Source organism: Nocardioides massiliensis, assembly GCF_030811215.1.
In the GTDB taxonomy this organism is placed as follows: Bacteria; Actinomycetota; Actinomycetes; order Propionibacteriales; family Nocardioidaceae; genus Nocardioides_A; species Nocardioides_A massiliensis.
Genome location: NZ_JAUSQM010000001.1, coordinates 625,605 through 642,164, shown reverse-complemented (window position 1 = coordinate 642,164; position 16,560 = coordinate 625,605). Strand labels below are relative to the sequence as shown.

The 16,560-nt window shown below is 73.6% G+C and carries 10 protein-coding genes; 8 read left to right on the top strand and 2 right to left on the bottom strand.

Annotated features, from left to right (window positions below; genetic code table 11):
- Window positions 1–3: 3 nt before the first annotated feature.
- The 4 genes from J2S59_RS03310 to J2S59_RS03295 all read left to right on the top strand — a co-directional run bounded on the left by J2S59_RS03310 (window position 4) and on the right by J2S59_RS03295 (window position 5,812).
- Window positions 4–714, top strand: coding sequence for an ABC transporter permease (locus J2S59_RS03310; RefSeq protein ID WP_181641458.1), 711 nt, complete (start codon window positions 4–6; stop codon window positions 712–714).
- Window positions 711–1,457, top strand: coding sequence for an ABC transporter permease (locus tag J2S59_RS03305; RefSeq protein WP_068116719.1), 747 nt, complete (start codon window positions 711–713; stop codon window positions 1,455–1,457). Before J2S59_RS03310 ends, J2S59_RS03305 begins: the two co-directional genes overlap by 4 nt.
- A 40-nt stretch (window positions 1,458–1,497) precedes the next feature.
- Window positions 1,498–2,487, top strand: a complete 990-nt coding sequence (locus J2S59_RS03300) for an ABC transporter substrate-binding protein (RefSeq protein ID WP_306824804.1) — start codon at window positions 1,498–1,500, stop codon at window positions 2,485–2,487.
- Window positions 2,488–2,551: 64 nt separating this feature from the next.
- Window positions 2,552–5,812 carry a CDP-glycerol glycerophosphotransferase family protein gene (locus tag J2S59_RS03295; protein ID WP_306824803.1) on the top strand — a complete coding sequence of 1,087 codons (3,261 nt, stop codon included), beginning with the start codon at window positions 2,552–2,554 and terminating at the stop codon, window positions 5,810–5,812.
- A gap of 39 nt (window positions 5,813–5,851) precedes the next feature.
- On the opposite strand, the gene J2S59_RS03290 is transcribed toward J2S59_RS03295, so the two are convergent.
- On the bottom strand, window positions 5,852–9,457 hold the full coding sequence (locus J2S59_RS03290) for a bifunctional glycosyltransferase/CDP-glycerol:glycerophosphate glycerophosphotransferase (RefSeq protein WP_068124383.1): 3,606 nt from the start codon (window positions 9,455–9,457) through the stop codon (window positions 5,852–5,854).
- 46 nt (window positions 9,458–9,503) lie between these two features.
- The gene (locus tag J2S59_RS03285) at window positions 9,504–10,907 is read right to left on the bottom strand and encodes a bifunctional cytidylyltransferase/SDR family oxidoreductase (RefSeq protein ID WP_220138601.1); all 1,404 of its coding nucleotides are present in this window, start codon (window positions 10,905–10,907) and stop codon (window positions 9,504–9,506) included.
- Window positions 10,908–10,986: 79 nt separating this feature from the next.
- Here J2S59_RS03285 and J2S59_RS03280 point away from each other — a divergent pair, with 79 nt between their 5' ends.
- The 4 genes from J2S59_RS03280 to J2S59_RS03265 all read left to right on the top strand — a co-directional run bounded on the left by J2S59_RS03280 (window position 10,987) and on the right by J2S59_RS03265 (window position 16,456).
- Window positions 10,987–13,131: an acyltransferase family protein gene (locus tag J2S59_RS03280; protein WP_181642552.1), complete on the top strand. Its 2,145-nt coding sequence runs from the start codon at window positions 10,987–10,989 to the stop codon at window positions 13,129–13,131.
- A gap of 64 nt (window positions 13,132–13,195) precedes the next feature.
- Complete coding sequence (locus J2S59_RS03275) at window positions 13,196–13,690, top strand: PH domain-containing protein (RefSeq protein WP_068124387.1); 495 nt, start codon at window positions 13,196–13,198, stop codon at window positions 13,688–13,690.
- A complete protein-coding gene (locus tag J2S59_RS03270) occupies window positions 13,687–15,126 on the top strand; it encodes a PH domain-containing protein (protein ID WP_068124389.1) in 1,440 nt (479 codons plus the stop codon). Before J2S59_RS03275 ends, J2S59_RS03270 begins: the two co-directional genes overlap by 4 nt.
- Window positions 15,080–16,456, top strand: coding sequence for a dipeptidase (locus J2S59_RS03265; RefSeq protein ID WP_068124391.1), 1,377 nt, complete (start codon window positions 15,080–15,082; stop codon window positions 16,454–16,456). Before J2S59_RS03270 ends, J2S59_RS03265 begins: the two co-directional genes overlap by 47 nt.
- Window positions 16,457–16,560 lie beyond the last annotated feature (104 nt).

Below are 16,560 nucleotides of genomic sequence, written 5' to 3'. Positions count from 1 at the left end.
GCCGTGACCCTACTGGCGCCGGTGAGCCAAGCAGCGGCGCAACCGTCCTGCTACAGCCGGGTCGTCAACGAGTGGTTCTGCCTCGACTACCTGCGCGATCGCCACGACGAGCTGCTCGACGCCTCGGTGCAGCACCTCACGATCACCGTGGCCGCCGTGCTCGCCGGGCTCGTACTGGCGTTGCCGCTGGCCCTGCTCGCGCGCCGCTTCGCCCGCCTCGAGGGCGCGGTCCTCGGACTGTCGACGGCGCTCTACACCGTGCCGTCGCTCGCGCTGTTCCCGCTGCTCGTGCCGTTCACCGGCCTCAGCCCGCTCACCGTGGTGATCGGGCTGGCGCTCTACTCGCTGACCGTCCTGGTCCGCAACGCCCTCGAGGGCCTGCGCGCCGTCCCCGACGAGGTACGCGAGTCGGCCGCCGGGCTTGGCTACTCGCCGCTGCGGATGCTCACGCGGATCGAGCTGCCGCTGGCGCTGCCCGTCCTCATGGCCGGCCTGCGCGTCGCGACGGTCTCCACCGTCGCGCTGACCACGGTCGGGGCGATCGTCGCGTACGGCGGCCTCGGCAACCTGCTGGCGAGCGGGGTGCAGCAGGACTTCAAGGCACAGGTGCTGGCCGCCAGCCTGCTGTGCGTCGTGCTCGCGGTGGTGCTCGACCTGCTGCTGCTCCTCGTGCAGCGGATGCTGACCCCCTGGACCCGGACGGTGACGGCATGAGGCTGCTCGCCGACGCCTGGGCCTACCTCGCCGATGCCGCCCACTGGACCGGGACCGGGGGCATGCTCGAGCTGCTCGTCCAGCAGCTGCTGCTGACGGTCACCGCGCTGGCGTTGGCCCTGGCGATCGGTCTGCCGATCGCGCTGTGGCTGGGCCACCTCGGTCGAGGTGGGTTCCTCGCCATCAACATCTCCAACGTCGGCCGCGCGGTCCCGACCTTCGCCGTGCTCGTCCTGCTCAGCGTCGGCCCGATCGGTTCGGCGCAGCTCGGGCCCTACGGCAGAGCGGGCCTCGCCACGCTGATCGCGCTCACGCTCTTCGCCCTGCCACCCATCATCACCAACGCGTACGTCGCCGTACGCGAGGTGCCGCCCGAGATCCGCGAGGCCGCCCGCGGGATGGGCATGCGTGGCGGGCAGGTGTTCCGTCGCGTCGAGGGGCCGCTGGCACTGCCGCTCGTCGTCGCCGGGATCCGGCTCGCGCTGGTCCAGGTGTGGGCGACGGCGACGATCGCCGCCCTCGTGGCCGGCCCTGGTCTGGGGCGGGTGATCACTGACGGCTTCTACCGCAGCAACTACGCCAAGGGCCTCGCCGGCGCGCTCGTCGTGGCGGCGGTGGCGCTCGTCCTCGAGCTGTGCGCAGCCGCTCTCCAGCGCTACGCCGACCCGCTCTCGAGGGGCAGCCGACGTGCCGTTCGCAGCCGCCCGGGTGGCGCCGATCGTCCTGCTAACGTCTCGACCTGACCGCCGGCCGACCGGCCCCCTCACGCGGAAGGCGACCGTGATGCGCCCTGTCCTCTCCCGTCCCCTTCGAGGTGCCCACCGTGGACGCCGGCTCCGCCGGGCCGCCGTGGGGCTCGCCGCAGCGGGTGCGTTGGTGCTGAGCGGGTGCGCCGGTGACGACCTCGCCGACGACGGCGACGCCTCCGCCTCGGACGGTGGTCCGGTGCGGATCGTCAGCCAGGGCTTCGCCTCGGCCACGATCGTCACCTGGGCCTACGCGGCGGTGCTCGAGGGCGCCGGCTACGAGCCGGACGTGCAGTTCGTCGAGGCCCGCGACGCCTACATGGCCGGCAACGAGTTCCCGAAGGCGATCGACATCGTCCCCGAGTACGTCGGTGCCATCGCCAACTTCCTCACCATCCGCGCCGACGGACCGGATGCCGAGCCACTGACCGAGGCCGACCCGGCGGCGATGGCAGACGCGGTCGCGCCGCTCCTCGAGGAGGCCGGCATCACGCTCCTCGAGCCGTCCGAGGCCACCGACGCCAACGCCTACTTCGTCACCGAGGAGTTCGCCCAGGCCAACGACGTCGCGACGCTCTCCGACCTCGGCGCGCTCGGCGAGCCGGTCGTGCTCGCTGCGGCGCCCGACTGCGAGGGGCGCGCGGACTGTGCCGCCGGCCTCAGCGCCAGCTATGGCATCGACATCACCGAGGTGCTGCCCCTCGGCTTCGCCTCCCCGCAGACCTACGAGGCCGTGCTCGACGGCGAGGCCCAGCTCGGTCAGACCAGCACCATCGACGGGTCCCTGGAGTCGCAGGGCCTCGTGCTGCTCGAGGACGACCTGGAGATCCAGCCCGCGCAGAACCTCGTCCCCGCCGTGAGCACCGAGTTCCTCGACGCCCACCCCGACGTCGCCGACGTGCTCGAGGAGCTCATGGCGACGCTGACGTCGGAGGACCTCACCGACCTCACCGCCCGGGTCACGGTCGACCGCGAGCGGGCCGAGGACGTCGCCCGTTCCTACGTCCGGGACAAGGGGCTGATCTGAACCCGCTCGATCGGCCCGGCTTCCGGCGTACGGTATGTCGTCCCCGGAAGGGGGCGGCGCGCTGATGTCGTGGCGCGACCGGTTCCGCGGCCGGCGATCCGGCCGGCCCGACCGTCCAGCACGCGGTTCCGACCTCGCCCGGGCTGGGCTGAGCGTCGTCGTCCCCGTCCGAGCCGACCGCACCCGGCATCTGGTGGAGTGCCTGCGTTCGCTGGCGGACCCCGGCGACGCACCCGCCGAGGTCCTGCTCGCGCCGTACGGCGACGACCCGGTCCCGGTCCCCGGTGGTGACCCGACCGGGACGGCGCCCTTCCGCGTCCTGGACCCGGTCGGCACCCTGACGCAGGCGTACGCCGCCGGTCTCGCCGCTGCCGGGGGCGCCGCGATCGGGTTCCTCGCCCCGACCGACACCGCCCTGCCCGGCTACGCCGCGCTCGCCACGTCCGCGCTCGGTCTCGGCCCGAGTGGCACAACCGACGCCGCGGATGGCACCGAGGTGCCCACCCATGCCTGGACCCCCAGCGCCCGACGCGGCGGCCCGCTGGCCGAGGTGGCCGCCGCACCGCCGCGGCTGGCCGACGCGGTGTTGCGCACGGCGGCCCTCCGGGAGCTCGGGTGGCCGGCCGACGACGCCCCCGATGACCCGGGACTCGTGCTGCTCGCCCACCTTGATGCCCGCGCTGCAGACCCGGCGGTGGCCGTCGGGTCGGAGGCACACCCCGCGTGGGCGTCCTGGGAGGACCGTGACCACGCGCTCGGCTTCGGGTTCGAGCCCGACCTGGCCGCGGAGCTCGATCCCTGGCTGACGACGGCCGAGGCCGCTTTCGCGACCGTCGCCGACACGGCGCCGGTGACCCGCGCAACGTGGGGTGCTCGCCTGCTCGCCGGTCTCGACGTCTTCCTCGCCCAGGTGGAGGAGCTCGACGATGCGCAGTGGCAGCGGTTGCGCGCCGCTGCGATGACCTGGGCCGCGGCGATGGACGAGCCGGCGGACTTCGCCCGCGCCGCCTCGCACCCCGACCAACCCGAGACCGGCCCCGCCCCTCATCCAGCCGAACGCCTGGGGGTCTGGGCCCGGGCCGCTCTGCACCTGGTGCGCGACGATGACCGCGACACCCTCGCCGAGCTCGTCGACCAGCGCGACCAGCGGCCCGAGGACCTGCGTACCTCCCTGGCTGCTGGCCCCGCCGGCGGCACCGTCCTGGCGCAGCTGCCGGGCGGCGACGCCGTGCTGACTCGCGCCGAGACCCCCGCCTGGGCGTCGCTGCGCCGCCTGACCTGGCAGGAGCCCACTGCGTCCCGTCCCGGCGGTCTGGTCCTGGCGCTGGCCACCGGCATCCGGCACCTCGACCTTGCCGAGCACCCGCCGGAGGTCGAGGTCGCCCTCGTCGCGTCCGGGACGTCATACGCCTCCGGGATGATAGCTCCGGAAGCGCATGACGTCCGGGGTCACGTCACGCGCCACGTCCTGCCGAGCGTGCCCGCGCCCGCGCCCGGGCGGCTGCGCTACGTCGACCAGCGGCCGGGCGGACGCACCGCCCTGGTGCCGGTGGAGCTGCTGACCACGCTCGACGGGGAGTACGCCGTGGAGGTCACCGTCCGCGCGGGCGGCATCGTGCGCACGACGGGTGTCACCGAGGCGGAGCTGCGTGGGTCGGCGGGCGAGCCGGTGCTGGCCGGGCACGCGGGCCGGACCCTGCGCGCGGCGTACGCCCCCGCCACCGGCGTCCGCGTCGAGGTCACCGCCGGTAGCCCCGACCCCCAGCCGGGACCGGCGTCGGGGGCCCTGGGCGACGTCCGGCTCGAGGGCACCACCCTCGTCGTCACCGGCCAGGGCGCGGCCCACCACGGTCGCTCCCTGGAGCTGGCCGGCGCCGGCCGCGTGGTCGGGCTCGACACGACCTGGGACGGCGACGCGTTCCGGGCCGTCACCGACCTGCACCATCCGTGGGTCGGTGGGGGAGTCCGCCTCCTGCCGTCCGCGGCGTACCGCCTGCGCTGGGCCGGTGCCGCCACCGCCGCCGACCGGGTCGCGCCGCCTGCCCCCGCGCTGCTCGCCGACCTGCCCCGCCAGCTGGATCACCCCCGCGCCCGGCTGGAGGTGCGGCGCGCACCCAACACCACCACCGCGGTCGCGATCGGTCCACCCCTGGGCGACGACGAGCGCGGCCCGTTCGCCCAGCAGCAGCTCATCGACACCTACCGGCGCGCCGACGACCGCGGCATCGCCCTCGACCGCGACCTCGTCTACTTCCAGTCGTTCACCGGTGCCTCCCCGACCGACAGCCCGGCCGCGATCCACGCGGAGCTGCGCCGCCGCGCGCCGCACCTGCGCACCGTCTGGGGCGTCGCGGACGGGTCGGTCCCCGCCCCCGAGGGCGCCGAGGCCGTGGTGATCCGCTCCGCCGCGTGGTACGACGTGCTCGCCCGCGCCGGACACCTCGTCACCAACATCGAGGTCGAGCCGTGGTTCCGGCTGCGCGCCGGTCAGCGGCTGTTGCAGACCTTCCATGGCTACCCGTCGAAGGCGATGGGGCTGGACTTCTGGCGGGCCAAGCACATGCCGGCGGGCAAGATCCGCCGCAAGCTCGCCCGCAGCCGCGAGACCTGGAGCGCGATCCTCACCCCGGCGCCGGAGATGAACCGCCACTACCGCGAGCAGTACGCCTACGACGGGCCGATCATCGACGTCGGCTATCCGCGCGACGACGCGCTGCTGGCGCCGGACGCGGCCGCCCGGCGGGCCGCCGCCCGCGCCGTGCTCGGGCTGCGCCCCGACCAGGTCGCCGTCCTGCACGCCCCGACCTGGCGCGACGACTCCGCGCGCAACTTCCGGGTGGCGGACGGCGCCGGCGTCCTCGACCCGGCCCGGTTGGCGGCCGACCTGGGAGCGTCGTACGTCGTCCTCCAGCGCGCCCACCGCTTCCACCCGGAGGCCACCGGACGCGGCGAGCGGGTGATCGACGTCAGCGAGCACCCCGAGATCAACGACCTGATCCTCGCCTCCGACGCCGGGGTGTTCGACTACTCCTCGCTGCGCTTCGACTACGCGTTGACCGGCAAGCCGATGGTGTTCTGCGTGCCCGACCTCGACAACTACACCCACGACGCCCGCGGCTTCCTGTTCCCCTACTCCGAGTCCACCCCCGGCCCGCTGTGCGCCGAGCACGACGAGGTCGTCGCGGCCCTGCGCGACCTCGACGGACTGCGGGCGACGTACGCCGCGGAGCTGGCGGCGTTCACCGAGCGCTTCCACCCGATCCGCGACGGACGGGCATCGGCCCGGGTCGTCGACGCCTTCTTCGGCGACCTGCTCGGCGGCTGAACGCGACGCGCCGGCGCAGTCGCCGGCTCGGCGGCCGGCTCAGTCGGTGAAGAACGCGTCGATGACGCGCTCGGTGGCGTGCCCGTCGTGCAGCTTGTTGAACTCCGCGTTGAAGGTCGCGATCTCTGCGCCGTACTGCGCCTGCAGCCCCGGCACGTCCGCGAGCGCCGCTGCGACCTCGTCCGTGCTGGTCGCCCACGGACCCGGCGCGGTGCCGGCGTAGGGGAACAACGGCGGGCGTTGGGCGAAGTAGCTCTCGACGTCGGGGACGAAGTAGACCGCCGGTCGCCCGGTCAGCGCCCAGTCGAACCGCAGCGACGAGTAGTCCAGCACGGCGACGTCGGCGGCGACGGTCAGCTCGTTGATCTCGGGGTAGTCGGTGACGTCGACGACCTGCGGGATCGACAGCACCCGGTCGAGCTCGCGCTGGTTGTTGTTGTGGCCACGCAGCAGGATCGTGACCCGCGGACCCAGCTGTGCGGTCAGCGCGGTCAGGTCGAGCTCGTCGAAGAGCTTGGCCGCATAGGTGCGGGTGGTCAGGTGATCGCGGTAGGTCGGTGCGTAGAGCACCACGGTCGTCGCGGGGTCGACACCGAGCCGGGCGAGCACGTCGCTGCGGACCCGGTCGCGGTCGGCGTTGACGATGAAGTCGCTACGCGGATAGCCCGTCGCCAGGACCCGGCCGGCGTAGTCGTACTCGTTGCGGTAGAAGTCCGCTGCGCGCTCGCTCGGGACGACGATGGCGTCGTACTCCGCGTTGCGGCGTGCGAGCTCCTGCGCGATCCGCTCCGGGCCCCAACCCTTGCCGGCCCAGAACGAGCGACCCATCGACTTGAACGGGTAGCCGTGGAAGGTCTGCAGGTAGCACTGGTGGGGCCGCTTCGTGAAGAACCCCGGGAAGTCGATGTTGTTGCACAGGTAGCGCGCCGAGCCGAGGATGTCGTGCCACTCGCGCGAGCCGATCACGATCGGGACCGAGCCCTCCGGCACCGCGGTGGCGTGGTCGCGCACGCCCCAGTAGCGGACGAGGTCCGGACGGCGTACGGCGAGGGCGCGGTCCAGCGCCGCCTGGCTGTCGGTCGCGAACTCGCCGAGGTAGCACTGGAAGAGGACGGCGTCGCGCGGTTCGAGGTCGGCGGTGCGGTGGTGCTGGCGCAGCCGGTGCTGCTTGGCGGCACCCTCCTCGTCGGCGCGCAGGGGGACCCGCACCTCGTGGACGAGCTCCCCGTTGGGGCGGACGCCGTAGCGCAGCGACAACCGATCGTCGCGCACCCGTCGGGGGAGCGTCCCGGCGAGCCGCGGTCCTGCGTGGGCGTGCACGGCGGAACCGTCGACGGCGTCGAGGCACAGCACGTAGCGGCCCACAGGTGCCGGCAGGCGCGGACCGCCCAGGACCGCGTGGTCGCGGTCGAGCACGAGCCGCGCGGTGTCCGGTCCGAGCTCGCTGTGGTCGAGGAGACGCAGGGTCACCGGTCCGGCGACCAGGCGGGCCGAGGCCAGGTCGACCCCGGCGTGGCGGATCGTGACCTGGAAGCCCTCGGCCGTCAGCTCGGCCGCGAGCACCTCGCACCGGGGTGTGTCGGTGGTCAGCCGCAGGGCGCCGGCCGGGCTCGTCGTCCAGGCGAGGGTGCCCGCGCCCCACTGCCCGCCGCCGGGCCAGGAGCCGTCGTCGCTGTCGGTGCCGGGCGCCGGGCGCAGCGGGAGGCGAGCCCCGTCCACGAGCGCCCGCACCTTCCAGCGGCGCGCGTGCTCGCCGACGGGGAGGGTGAGCGCGAAGGTCCCGTCGGGCTGCGGCGTACCCGTGATCTTGTGGTCGCCGGCGGTGGCCACCACGGCAGTGACCCGAGGTGCGGCCGCGCCGCTCAGGGTGCCGCGGAGGGTGTCGCCGTCGACGCTGAGCGCGGTGACGACCAGGTCGACCGCCTCCACCACGACGCCGAGACCGTGGGTGAAGTCGATGCCGGGGGTGACCAGGTGGACGTCGGAGCCGGTCTCCTCGGGGCCGAAGGCGCGCGCCCTCGGCACCGCCGCCGAGGATGCGCGCACGCGGGTGTGGATGGCGCCGGTGCGGACCACGCCGTCGACCTCCACCCGCACCCGGAGCGCCCAGGTCCCCGGTGCGAGGTCGCCGACCGTGGACCGGACGGTGAAGTAGGCGCCGTCGTAGGCAGCGTTCAGGTGGGGGCTCCACCGCGTGGGGGCGGGGTCGATCGACTGGCGGGGCTCGAGCGGGCGCCGCTCGCCGGTGGTGACCTCCTCCCACCACAGCTGGAGGTCGGGCATCCGGTCGGACAGGTCGATGCTGCGTGGCATCGCCCAGCCGGTGAGCTCGAGCTGGCCGTCGGGGAGCCAGGTGATGCGCCGGACGACGCCCTCGAACCCGGTCTCGTAGGTGCTCAGCTCCTGGATCCGCGCGGGCACCTCGTCGAGGAAGGTGGCATCGGCCGGCACGGACGGGAGCACGCGACCGTCGCGCACGACGGTGGGTGGGAGGGTGCCGTTGAGCCGGAAGAACCCGTCGGCGGCGGCCAGGTCGTCCCACCGCGACTGTCCGATCAGCCACCCACGGAGCTTCTGCACGAAGCGCACCTCGGCGAGTGCCGCGTCGCTGGCCCGGGAGAAGAAGGTGCGGTAGGCCGCCGACAGCACGTTGCGATACATCTCCGCACCGGCCAGGGCGTGCGAGATGAACGCCGGGAAGTCGACCTCGATGGCGCGCGCGACCCAGGCGTCGTACACCACCTCGCTGGCCTCCGCGACCAGCATCTCGTAGGCCTCCTCCTTGACCGCGATCCGGTCCAGGAGGTTCTCCAGGTTGTGCTTCTGCTGCCCGGTGGAGGTGCGGTCCTCGCGGATCCGCCAGTTGTAGGTGACCTTGGCCAGGATGTCGAAGCGCTCGGCGCGGACGTACGCCGCGAGCATCGGGACGTGGTCCTCGTAGGCGATGTGCCCACGGAAGCCGCCGATGGCCTCCCGCCAGAAGGCGGCGCGGAACATCCGGTTGCAGGCGATGATGTCCTGCATCGCTGCGGGGAACTCGTCGATCGTGGTGCCGAGCCGGTCGGCCAGGTGCACCGTCCGGGCCCATCCCGTGGGGTGGAAGCGGTCGTTGCTGAAGCGGCGGGCCGACCCGACGACGAAGTCCGACCCGGTCTGGCGCAGCGTCTTGACCATCGTCGCGTACGCCGCCGGCGGCACGGTGTCGTCGGAGTCGAGGAAGGTCAGGAACTCGCCGCGGGCGATGTCGACGCCGGTGTTGCGGGCGATGCCCTGTCCGGCGTTGACCTGGGTGAGGACGCGCACGCGCGGGTCGCGGGCCTCGTAGGCGCGCAGGATCTCCAGCGACTCGTCGGTCGAGCCGTCGTCGACGGCGATGATCTCCAGGTTGCGCAGGGTCTGGCCCAACGCGGAGTCGAGGCAGGCGGGGAGATACTCCGCGACGTTGTAGACCGGGATGACGACACTCAGCACCGGCCGCTTGCCCCGCGGCTGTGCGGGGGTGTCAGCGACTGCGGTGGCGGCGCGGCCGCGCGCGAGGACGGCACGCCGGACCCTGCCGGCGACCCGGCGTACCCGCGGTGGCGTGCGCTCGATGAGACGACCTCCTGGTCGACGCCGGGCGGCGCCCGGCGTGGTCTGCGACATGAGAACCCCCGAACTGTCCGACGAGGCAGTCTAGGGCCGCCCCACCTCAGTCGTCGGCACCGCTCAACGGGTCGACGCGCCGCAGGTCGACCACGTGTCCGGTCTGCTTGCTCAGCAGCGTGTCGAGGGACGCGCGGGCCACCTCGCGCGACTCCAGCAGCGACTCGGGCGGCTCCTCACCGAAGGCCTTGGTGCGCATCGGGGTCGCCGTCCGCTCCGGGTTGACGCAGTTGACCCGCACCCCGTGCGCGCTCCACTCGTCGGCCAGCGCCTGGGTCAGGTTGACGACGGCCGCCTTCGCCGAGGAGTAGAGGCTGTAGCCGCCCCGGCCGCGGGTGTAGGAGCTGGAGGTGAACAGCAGCAGGCTCCCTCCGCTGTCGCGCAACGGCGCGAAGAACTCCTGGGCGATGAACACCGGGGCGAGGTAGTTGACCTCGGTGACGGCATAGACGGTCTCCTCCGAGGTCTGCTGCAGCTCGTCGCGGTGCAGGATCCCGGCGGTGTTGACCACGAAGTCGATCCGGCCCTCGGCGGCGAGGACCTGCTCGCGGACCGCCCGTAGGTCGGCCCGGCGCTCCACGTGGGTGCCGGTCGCGCTGCGGCTGAACGCGTGCACCCGGGCGCCGTACGACGTTGCCAGCTCGGCGATGTCGGCGCCGATGCCGTAGCTGCCGCCGAAGACGACCACGACCTTGTCGGCGAGGGCGGCGGCGTACTCCTCGGGCGTGCGGTTCTGCAGGAGGTTGCGGCTGGTCAGCTGGAAGAGCTTGTCGGCGATGTAGACGTCGATCGGCTCGGTGACCTTCATGTTGGACTCGTCGCCGTGGACGACCCAGATCGGGGTGTCGGGCGTGTAGCGCAGCACGACGGTGCAGTCGTCGGTCGCCTCGAAGTCCGGGTCCTGCGCGGCGAGCGCGTAGGCGCGCTTGATCGCTCCGAGGTGGAAGGCCTGGGGGGTCTGTCCGCGGCGCAGCATCGCCCGCGGCGGCACGGCCCGGATGGTGTTGTCGGCGTCGACCTCGACGATCGTGTCGGCCGAGGGGATCGCCACGTCGACCGCGGCGTGGGTGTCCAGCGCCTCGAAGCAGTCGGTGAGGATGCGTCCCGTCACGAGCGGGCGCACTGCGTCGTGGAAGAGCACCTTCGTCTCGGCCGGGCGGTCGCCGATCGCCTCCAGCGCGCGCATCGTGGTGCCGCTGCGCGTGTCGGCGCCGGGCAGCACCGTCGTGACCTTGTCGTAGCCGCCGGCCTTGACGATGGCATGGACCGCGTCGAGGTGGCCCTCGGCCATCAGCACGATGATCTCGTCGACGTCAGGGTGCTCGTCGAAGACCGCCAGGGTGTGCTCGAGGATCGTGCGACCGGCGATCTTGATGAGCTGCTTGGGGATGTCCAGCCCGACCCGGGTCCCGACGCCGCCCGCCAGGACGACCGCGATGTTGTGCGTCACGGGCCGTGAGGCTACCTGCTCCGGCTTCGGTGGTTACGATCTGCGACGGTCAGCCGTCGCCGATCTCCGGGAGCAGCGCGTGAGTGGTGTGGCGTCGGTCCCGACGCGCTCGACGCCCGCACAACCGGCCCCGGGCACCTCGGGACGCGTCCGCGCCGACATCCAGGGTCTGCGCGCAGTCGCGGTCAGCCTCGTCCTGCTCTACCACCTGTGGCCGCTGCGCCTGACCGGCGGCTACGTCGGGGTCGATGTCTTCTTCGTGATCTCCGGGTTCCTCATCACCGCGCACCTGCTCGCCGCCCCGCCCGCGGGCTTGCGCGACCTCCTGGTCTTCTGGTCACGCCGCGTACGCCGCCTGCTCCCGGCGTCGCTGCTTGTGCTGGCGTGCACGGCCGCGGCGACCTGGGCGTTCGCCCCGCAGACCCAGTGGGGCAACGTCGCCGACCAGGTTCGCGCCGCCGCGCTCTACTACGTCAACTGGGCGCTGGCGTCGGACTCCGTGGACTACCTGGCCGCGGAGAACGCCCCCTCGCCGGTCCAGCACTTCTGGTCGCTGTCGGTGGAGGAGCAGTTCTACCTGGGCTGGCCGATCGTGGTGGCGCTGCTGTTCGCGCTGGCCGCGGTCGTACGCCGCCGCGGACCTGCCGCGCGCCCGGTGGTCATCGCCGGGCTCGGCGTGGTGGTCGCCGCCTCGCTGTCCTGGTCGGTCTGGCTCACGCACGTCTCGCCGGCGTCGGCGTACTTCAACACCTTCACCCGGATCTGGGAGCTCGGTGCCGGCGGCCTGCTGGCGGCGGCGCTCTCGCAGCGGGCGTTCGGTCGCCAGGTCGGCGAGCATGAGGGGCTCCCGCTCCCGGACGGCGTCCGCACGGTTCTGTCCTGGGCCGGGTTCGCCGCGATGGCGGTCGCGGCCGTGGTCTACACCTCGGCCACACCCTTCCCGGGCTGGACCGCCGCCCTGCCGGTGCTCGGAGCGGTGCTCGTCCTCGCGGCCGACGCGCCGCAGCGAGGACTCTCGCCGACGCGCGTCCTGGGCACCCGACCGGTGCAGTGGCTCGGCGACGTGTCCTACTCCGTCTACCTGTGGCACTGGCCGCTGATCGTGCTCGTCCCGTTGGTCACCGACCGACCCCTCGAGCGGCTCGACAAGCTCCTGATCCTCGCGGCCACGCTGGTGCTCGCCGGGCTCACGAAGGCCCACGTGGAGGACCGGTTCCGCACGCCCCGGTGGGGCCGGCCGCTGGTGAAGCCCTACGCCCTGGGTGTCGCCGGGATGGCGGTGGTCGTGGCGCTCGCGCTCGCCCTCGGCGCGGCGTTCACCCAGGCACAGGAGGATGCCGAGCGCCAGCTCGCCGAGCGCATCGGGTCCGGGGACCCGTGCTTCGGGGCGGCGGCGCTGGACCGCGACGACTGCGCGCCGGTGCCCGGCGACGAGATCGTCCCGGCTCCGGCGCGGGCGCTGGAGGACAAGTCCGATGCCTACGGCCGCGGTTGCTGGGAGTACGTCCCGTTCGGCGGGATGCGCACCTGTGCCTTCGGCGTACGCCGTTCCGAGACCACCGTCGCGCTGGTCGGCAACTCCCACGCCGGGCAGTGGTTGCCTGCGCTGCAGGAGCTCGCCCGGGCCGAGCGGTTCCGGATCGAGACCTACCTGGCCTCGGAGTGCACGCCCTCGACGACCCCGGTCGAGTTCGACACGGTCGCGGACGCCGACGGCTGCCTGGGCTGGGCGCAGCGGGTGCAGCAGGCGCTCCTCGACGATCCGCCCGACCTGCTCGTGCTCTCGGCCCGCAACGGGCGGGCCGCCCGCGGACTGGCCTACGACGACAGCCTGGAGCGGTGGCGCGTCGGCTACACCGAGTTCCTCGCGCCGCTTGTCGACGCGGGCGTCCGGGTGCTCACCATCCACGACACCCCGTTCCCGGCCTCGACCGTGGGGTCGATCCCGGACTGTCTGGCGGCCAACCTCGACGACCTGACCGCCTGCGACGGCAGGGCGCGTGACTGGGTGCCGCCGGACCCGCTGGTCGAGGCGACGGAGTCGTTCGAGCGGCGTACGGCGCGCACCGTCGACCTCACCGACCGGTTCTGCCGACGGGGCACGTGCCCGGCCGTGATCGGCGGCGTGGTGGTCTACTTCGACGGGTCGCACGTCACCGCCACCTACAACGCCACCGTGGCGCCGTACCTGCGCTCCGCACTGCTGACCGCACTCGACCGATGAGCGCGCCCGGCTCCGCCGGCACCGGGGGCGCGCGCCGCGCAGCGGTCGGCCGTAGCCTGACGGCGTGAGTGAGCTGTTCGCCCCGCCGGGCACGTCCTGGACACCGGTGTCCCCCCGCCTGACGTCGGCGCGCCGGGTGGGGATGGTGCTGTTCCACATCCCGCTGCTGGTCGTGCTGGCCGTGCTTGCGGCACTCGAGGTCCTCCTTCCACGCTGGGTGTTCGTGGTCGCCGCGGTGCTGGTGCTGGCCGTGGTGGTCGTGCGCTGGTTCGTCATCGCGGTGCAGACCCGGCGCTGGGGGTACGCCGAGCGCGAGGAGGACCTCTACATCCGTAGCGGTGCACTCTTCCGCCAGCTCGTCGCGGTGCCCTACGGCCGCATGCAGTACGTCGACGTCTCCTCGGGCCCGATCGACCGGCACTTCGGCGTCGCGACCGTCAGCCTGCACACCGCCGCGCCGGGCACCAGTGCCGTGATCCCCGGTGTGCCCGCCGACGAGGCCGCCCGACTGCGCGACCGGCTCACCGAGCTCGGCGAGAGCCAGGGCTCGGGGCTGTGAAGCCGCTGGCCGACGGGTTCCGCCGGGTCTCGCCGCTGACGCCGCTGGTCCGCGGGTTCGTGGTCCTGGTCGCGGCCGCCCTGGCGACCTGGCGCGACATCATCGGCGGCCGGCTGGGGTTCGTCGCGCTCGCGCTCGGCGCCGTGCTCCTCATCGGGGTGGGCATCGGCGCTGCGTCGTGGCTGCTGACGAAGTACCGCATCGACACCACCGAGCTGCGCATCGACACCGGGATCGTCAACCGGCAGTCGCGCCGCGTGCGGCTCGACCGGATCCAGGGTGTCGACATCGTGCAGCCGTTCGTGGCCAGGCTGTTCCGCCTGGCCGAGATCCGCGTCGACACCGCCGGCGGCGACAGCGAGGGCAAGCTGGCGTTCCTGCCGCTCGCCGAGGCGGAGGAGGTCCGCCGCACGCTGCTGCAGCGCCGCGACGCCGCCCGCGCCGAGCGCGCGGCCGACGCGAGTGACGATGCAGCGGACGGCTCGGTCGCCGCAGTCGGCGCAGGTCCGGTCGACGTGCCGGCGGTGGACGAGCCCGAGCCGCAGGTCCTCCACCGGGTGCCGCTGGGCCGGTTGGTCGCCGCCTCGCTGCTGTCGGGCGAGATGGTCGCGCTCGTGGTCGGCCTGGCCGGGGTCGCGGTCGCGATGCTGCTCAGCGGCCAGGTCTGGGCCGTCCTCGGGGTCGCCGGGCCGGCCGGGGGCGCTGTGGCGCTGGTGATGTTCAACCGCGTCAGCGGCAACTACGGCTTCACCGTGGCCGGCACCGTCTCCGGGCTGCAGGTGCGCCGGGGCCTGTTCGACCTCAACGTGCAGACCCTCGCCCTGCACCGGGTCCAGGGGGTCGTCGTCAGCGAGCCGTGGCTGTGGCGGCGGATGGGCTGGGCACGGCTCGACGTCTCCGTCGCGGGCGCGAAGGTCACCCTGGACAGCTCCGACAGCTCGCCGACCACGCTGCACCCGGTCGGGCCGCGCGAGGAGATCCACTGGCTGGCCCGCACCGTCCTTGGCGGTCTCGACCCCGCCCGGGTGCCGCTGCGCCCCGCACCCACCGCCGCCCGATGGCTGGCGCCGCTGCAGGGCCGCTGGCTCGCGGTCGGTGCCGACGCCTCCCTGGTGGTGAGTCGGCACGGGTTGCTGACCCGACGCCACCACGTGGCGCCGCACCGCCGCGTCCAGTCGGTGCGGATCACCCAGAACCCGCTCCAGCGCCGGCTCGACCTCGCCACCGTCCACGTCGACAGCCCGCCCGGTCCGGTGTCGGTGCGGGCGCTGCATCGCACGGGCGTCGACGCGCGCTCGTTCGCCGACTACGAGGTCGCGACCTCCCGCTGGGCGCGGTCGGCCGCGCCCGCCGTACCGACCCCGGCGGCGACCGACCTAGGCTCGGCCCATGACCGCACCAGCGACCCCGGAGCCCACTCCCGACCAGGTCCGTGAGGCCGTCACCGCCGTCCTGCCCGACGTGCGCCGCCACCTCGAGGACCTCGTCCGCATCCCGTCGGTGAGCGCCGACCCCGCGCGTGCGGACGACGTACGCCGCTCTGCGGAGGCCACCGCGGACCTCTTCCGCGCCGAGGGCTTCGACGACGTGCGGATCACGTCCGTGGAGGGCGGCGCACCGGCGGTGATCGCCCGGATCCCCGCCCCTGCTGGGGCGCGCACGGTGCTGCTCTACGCCCACCATGACGTGCAGCCCACCGGCGACCCGGCGGAGTGGGAGTCCGACCCGTTCGAGCCGACCGAGCGCGGCGAGCGGCTCTATGGGCGCGGCGCGGCCGACGACAAGGCCGGGATCGCCGCCCACCTGGCCGCGGTCAAGGCGCTGCGCCGGCTCACCCCCGACGGGACGCTGCCGGTGGGGGTGACGGTCTTCGTGGAGGGCGAGGAGGAGATCGGCTCGCCGACCCTCGGCGCCTTCCTCGCCGAGCACCACGACCTGCTGGCGGCCGACGTCATCGTCATCGCCGACTCCACCAACTGGGAGATCGGCGTCCCGGCGCTCACCACGACGCTGCGCGGCAACGTCGACCTGGTGGTCGAGGTGAGCACGCTCGCCCACGGTGTCCACTCGGGCATGTGGGGCGGGCTCGTGCCCGACGCGCTGATGGCGCTGACGCGCCTGCTCGCGAGCCTGCACGACGACGACGGGTCCGTCGCGGTCGAGGGTCTCGTCAGCGGTCCGGCGAGCGACCTGGACTACCCGGAGTCGCGCATCCGCGAGGAGTCGTCGGTCCTCGACCCGGTCGCGCTCATCGGGCGCGGCTCGGCGGTCGAGCGGCTGTGGACCCAGCCCTCGATCACCGTCGTCGGCATCGACACCACCCGCATCGCCGACGCCAGCAACACCCTGATCCCGCGGGCGCGGGCCAAGGTCTCGCTGCGGCTGGCTCCCGGCGACACCGCCGACAACGGTCTCGCGGCGCTGATCCGGCACCTCGAGACCCACGTGCCGTGGGGCGCGCAGCTGCAGATCACCACCGGACGCGAGGCGGGGGAGCCGGGCGTCATCGACGCCGAGGGGCCGGTGTACGACGCCGCCCGGGACGCCTTCGCGCTGGCGTGGGACGGCGTACGCCCGGTCGACATCGGCGTCGGGGGCTCGATCCCGTTCATCGCCGCGTTCCAACAGGCGTTCCCGGACGCCGCGGTCCTCGTGACCGGCGTGGAGGACCCCGACACCCGCGCCCACGGCGCCAACGAGGGCCTCCACCTGGCGGAGTTCGCCCGGGTCTGCCTGGCGGAGGCGCTGTTGCTGCAGTCGCTGTAGCGGGTCGCTTGGTTTCGGGTGTGACGCCTGCCCCTCTTGCCGCGGGGAGGGAGCCCCACCAGGGCTCGCGGTGCCGACGACGGCGCGCGGGCCGCGACCGACTC

Coding starts and splice junctions, on each gene's coding strand:
- J2S59_RS03300 (WP_306824804.1), top strand. CDS start 1,498: ATGCGCCCTGTCCTCTCCCGTCCCCTTCGAGGTGCCCACCGTGGACGC.
- J2S59_RS03265 (WP_068124391.1), top strand. CDS start 15,080: ATGACCGCACCAGCGACCCCGGAGCCCACTCCCGACCAGGTCCGTGAG.
- J2S59_RS03305 (WP_068116719.1), top strand. CDS start 711: ATGAGGCTGCTCGCCGACGCCTGGGCCTACCTCGCCGATGCCGCCCAC.
- J2S59_RS03290 (WP_068124383.1), bottom strand. CDS start 9,457: ATGTCGCAGACCACGCCGGGCGCCGCCCGGCGTCGACCAGGAGGTCGT.
- J2S59_RS03295 (WP_306824803.1), top strand. CDS start 2,552: ATGTCGTGGCGCGACCGGTTCCGCGGCCGGCGATCCGGCCGGCCCGAC.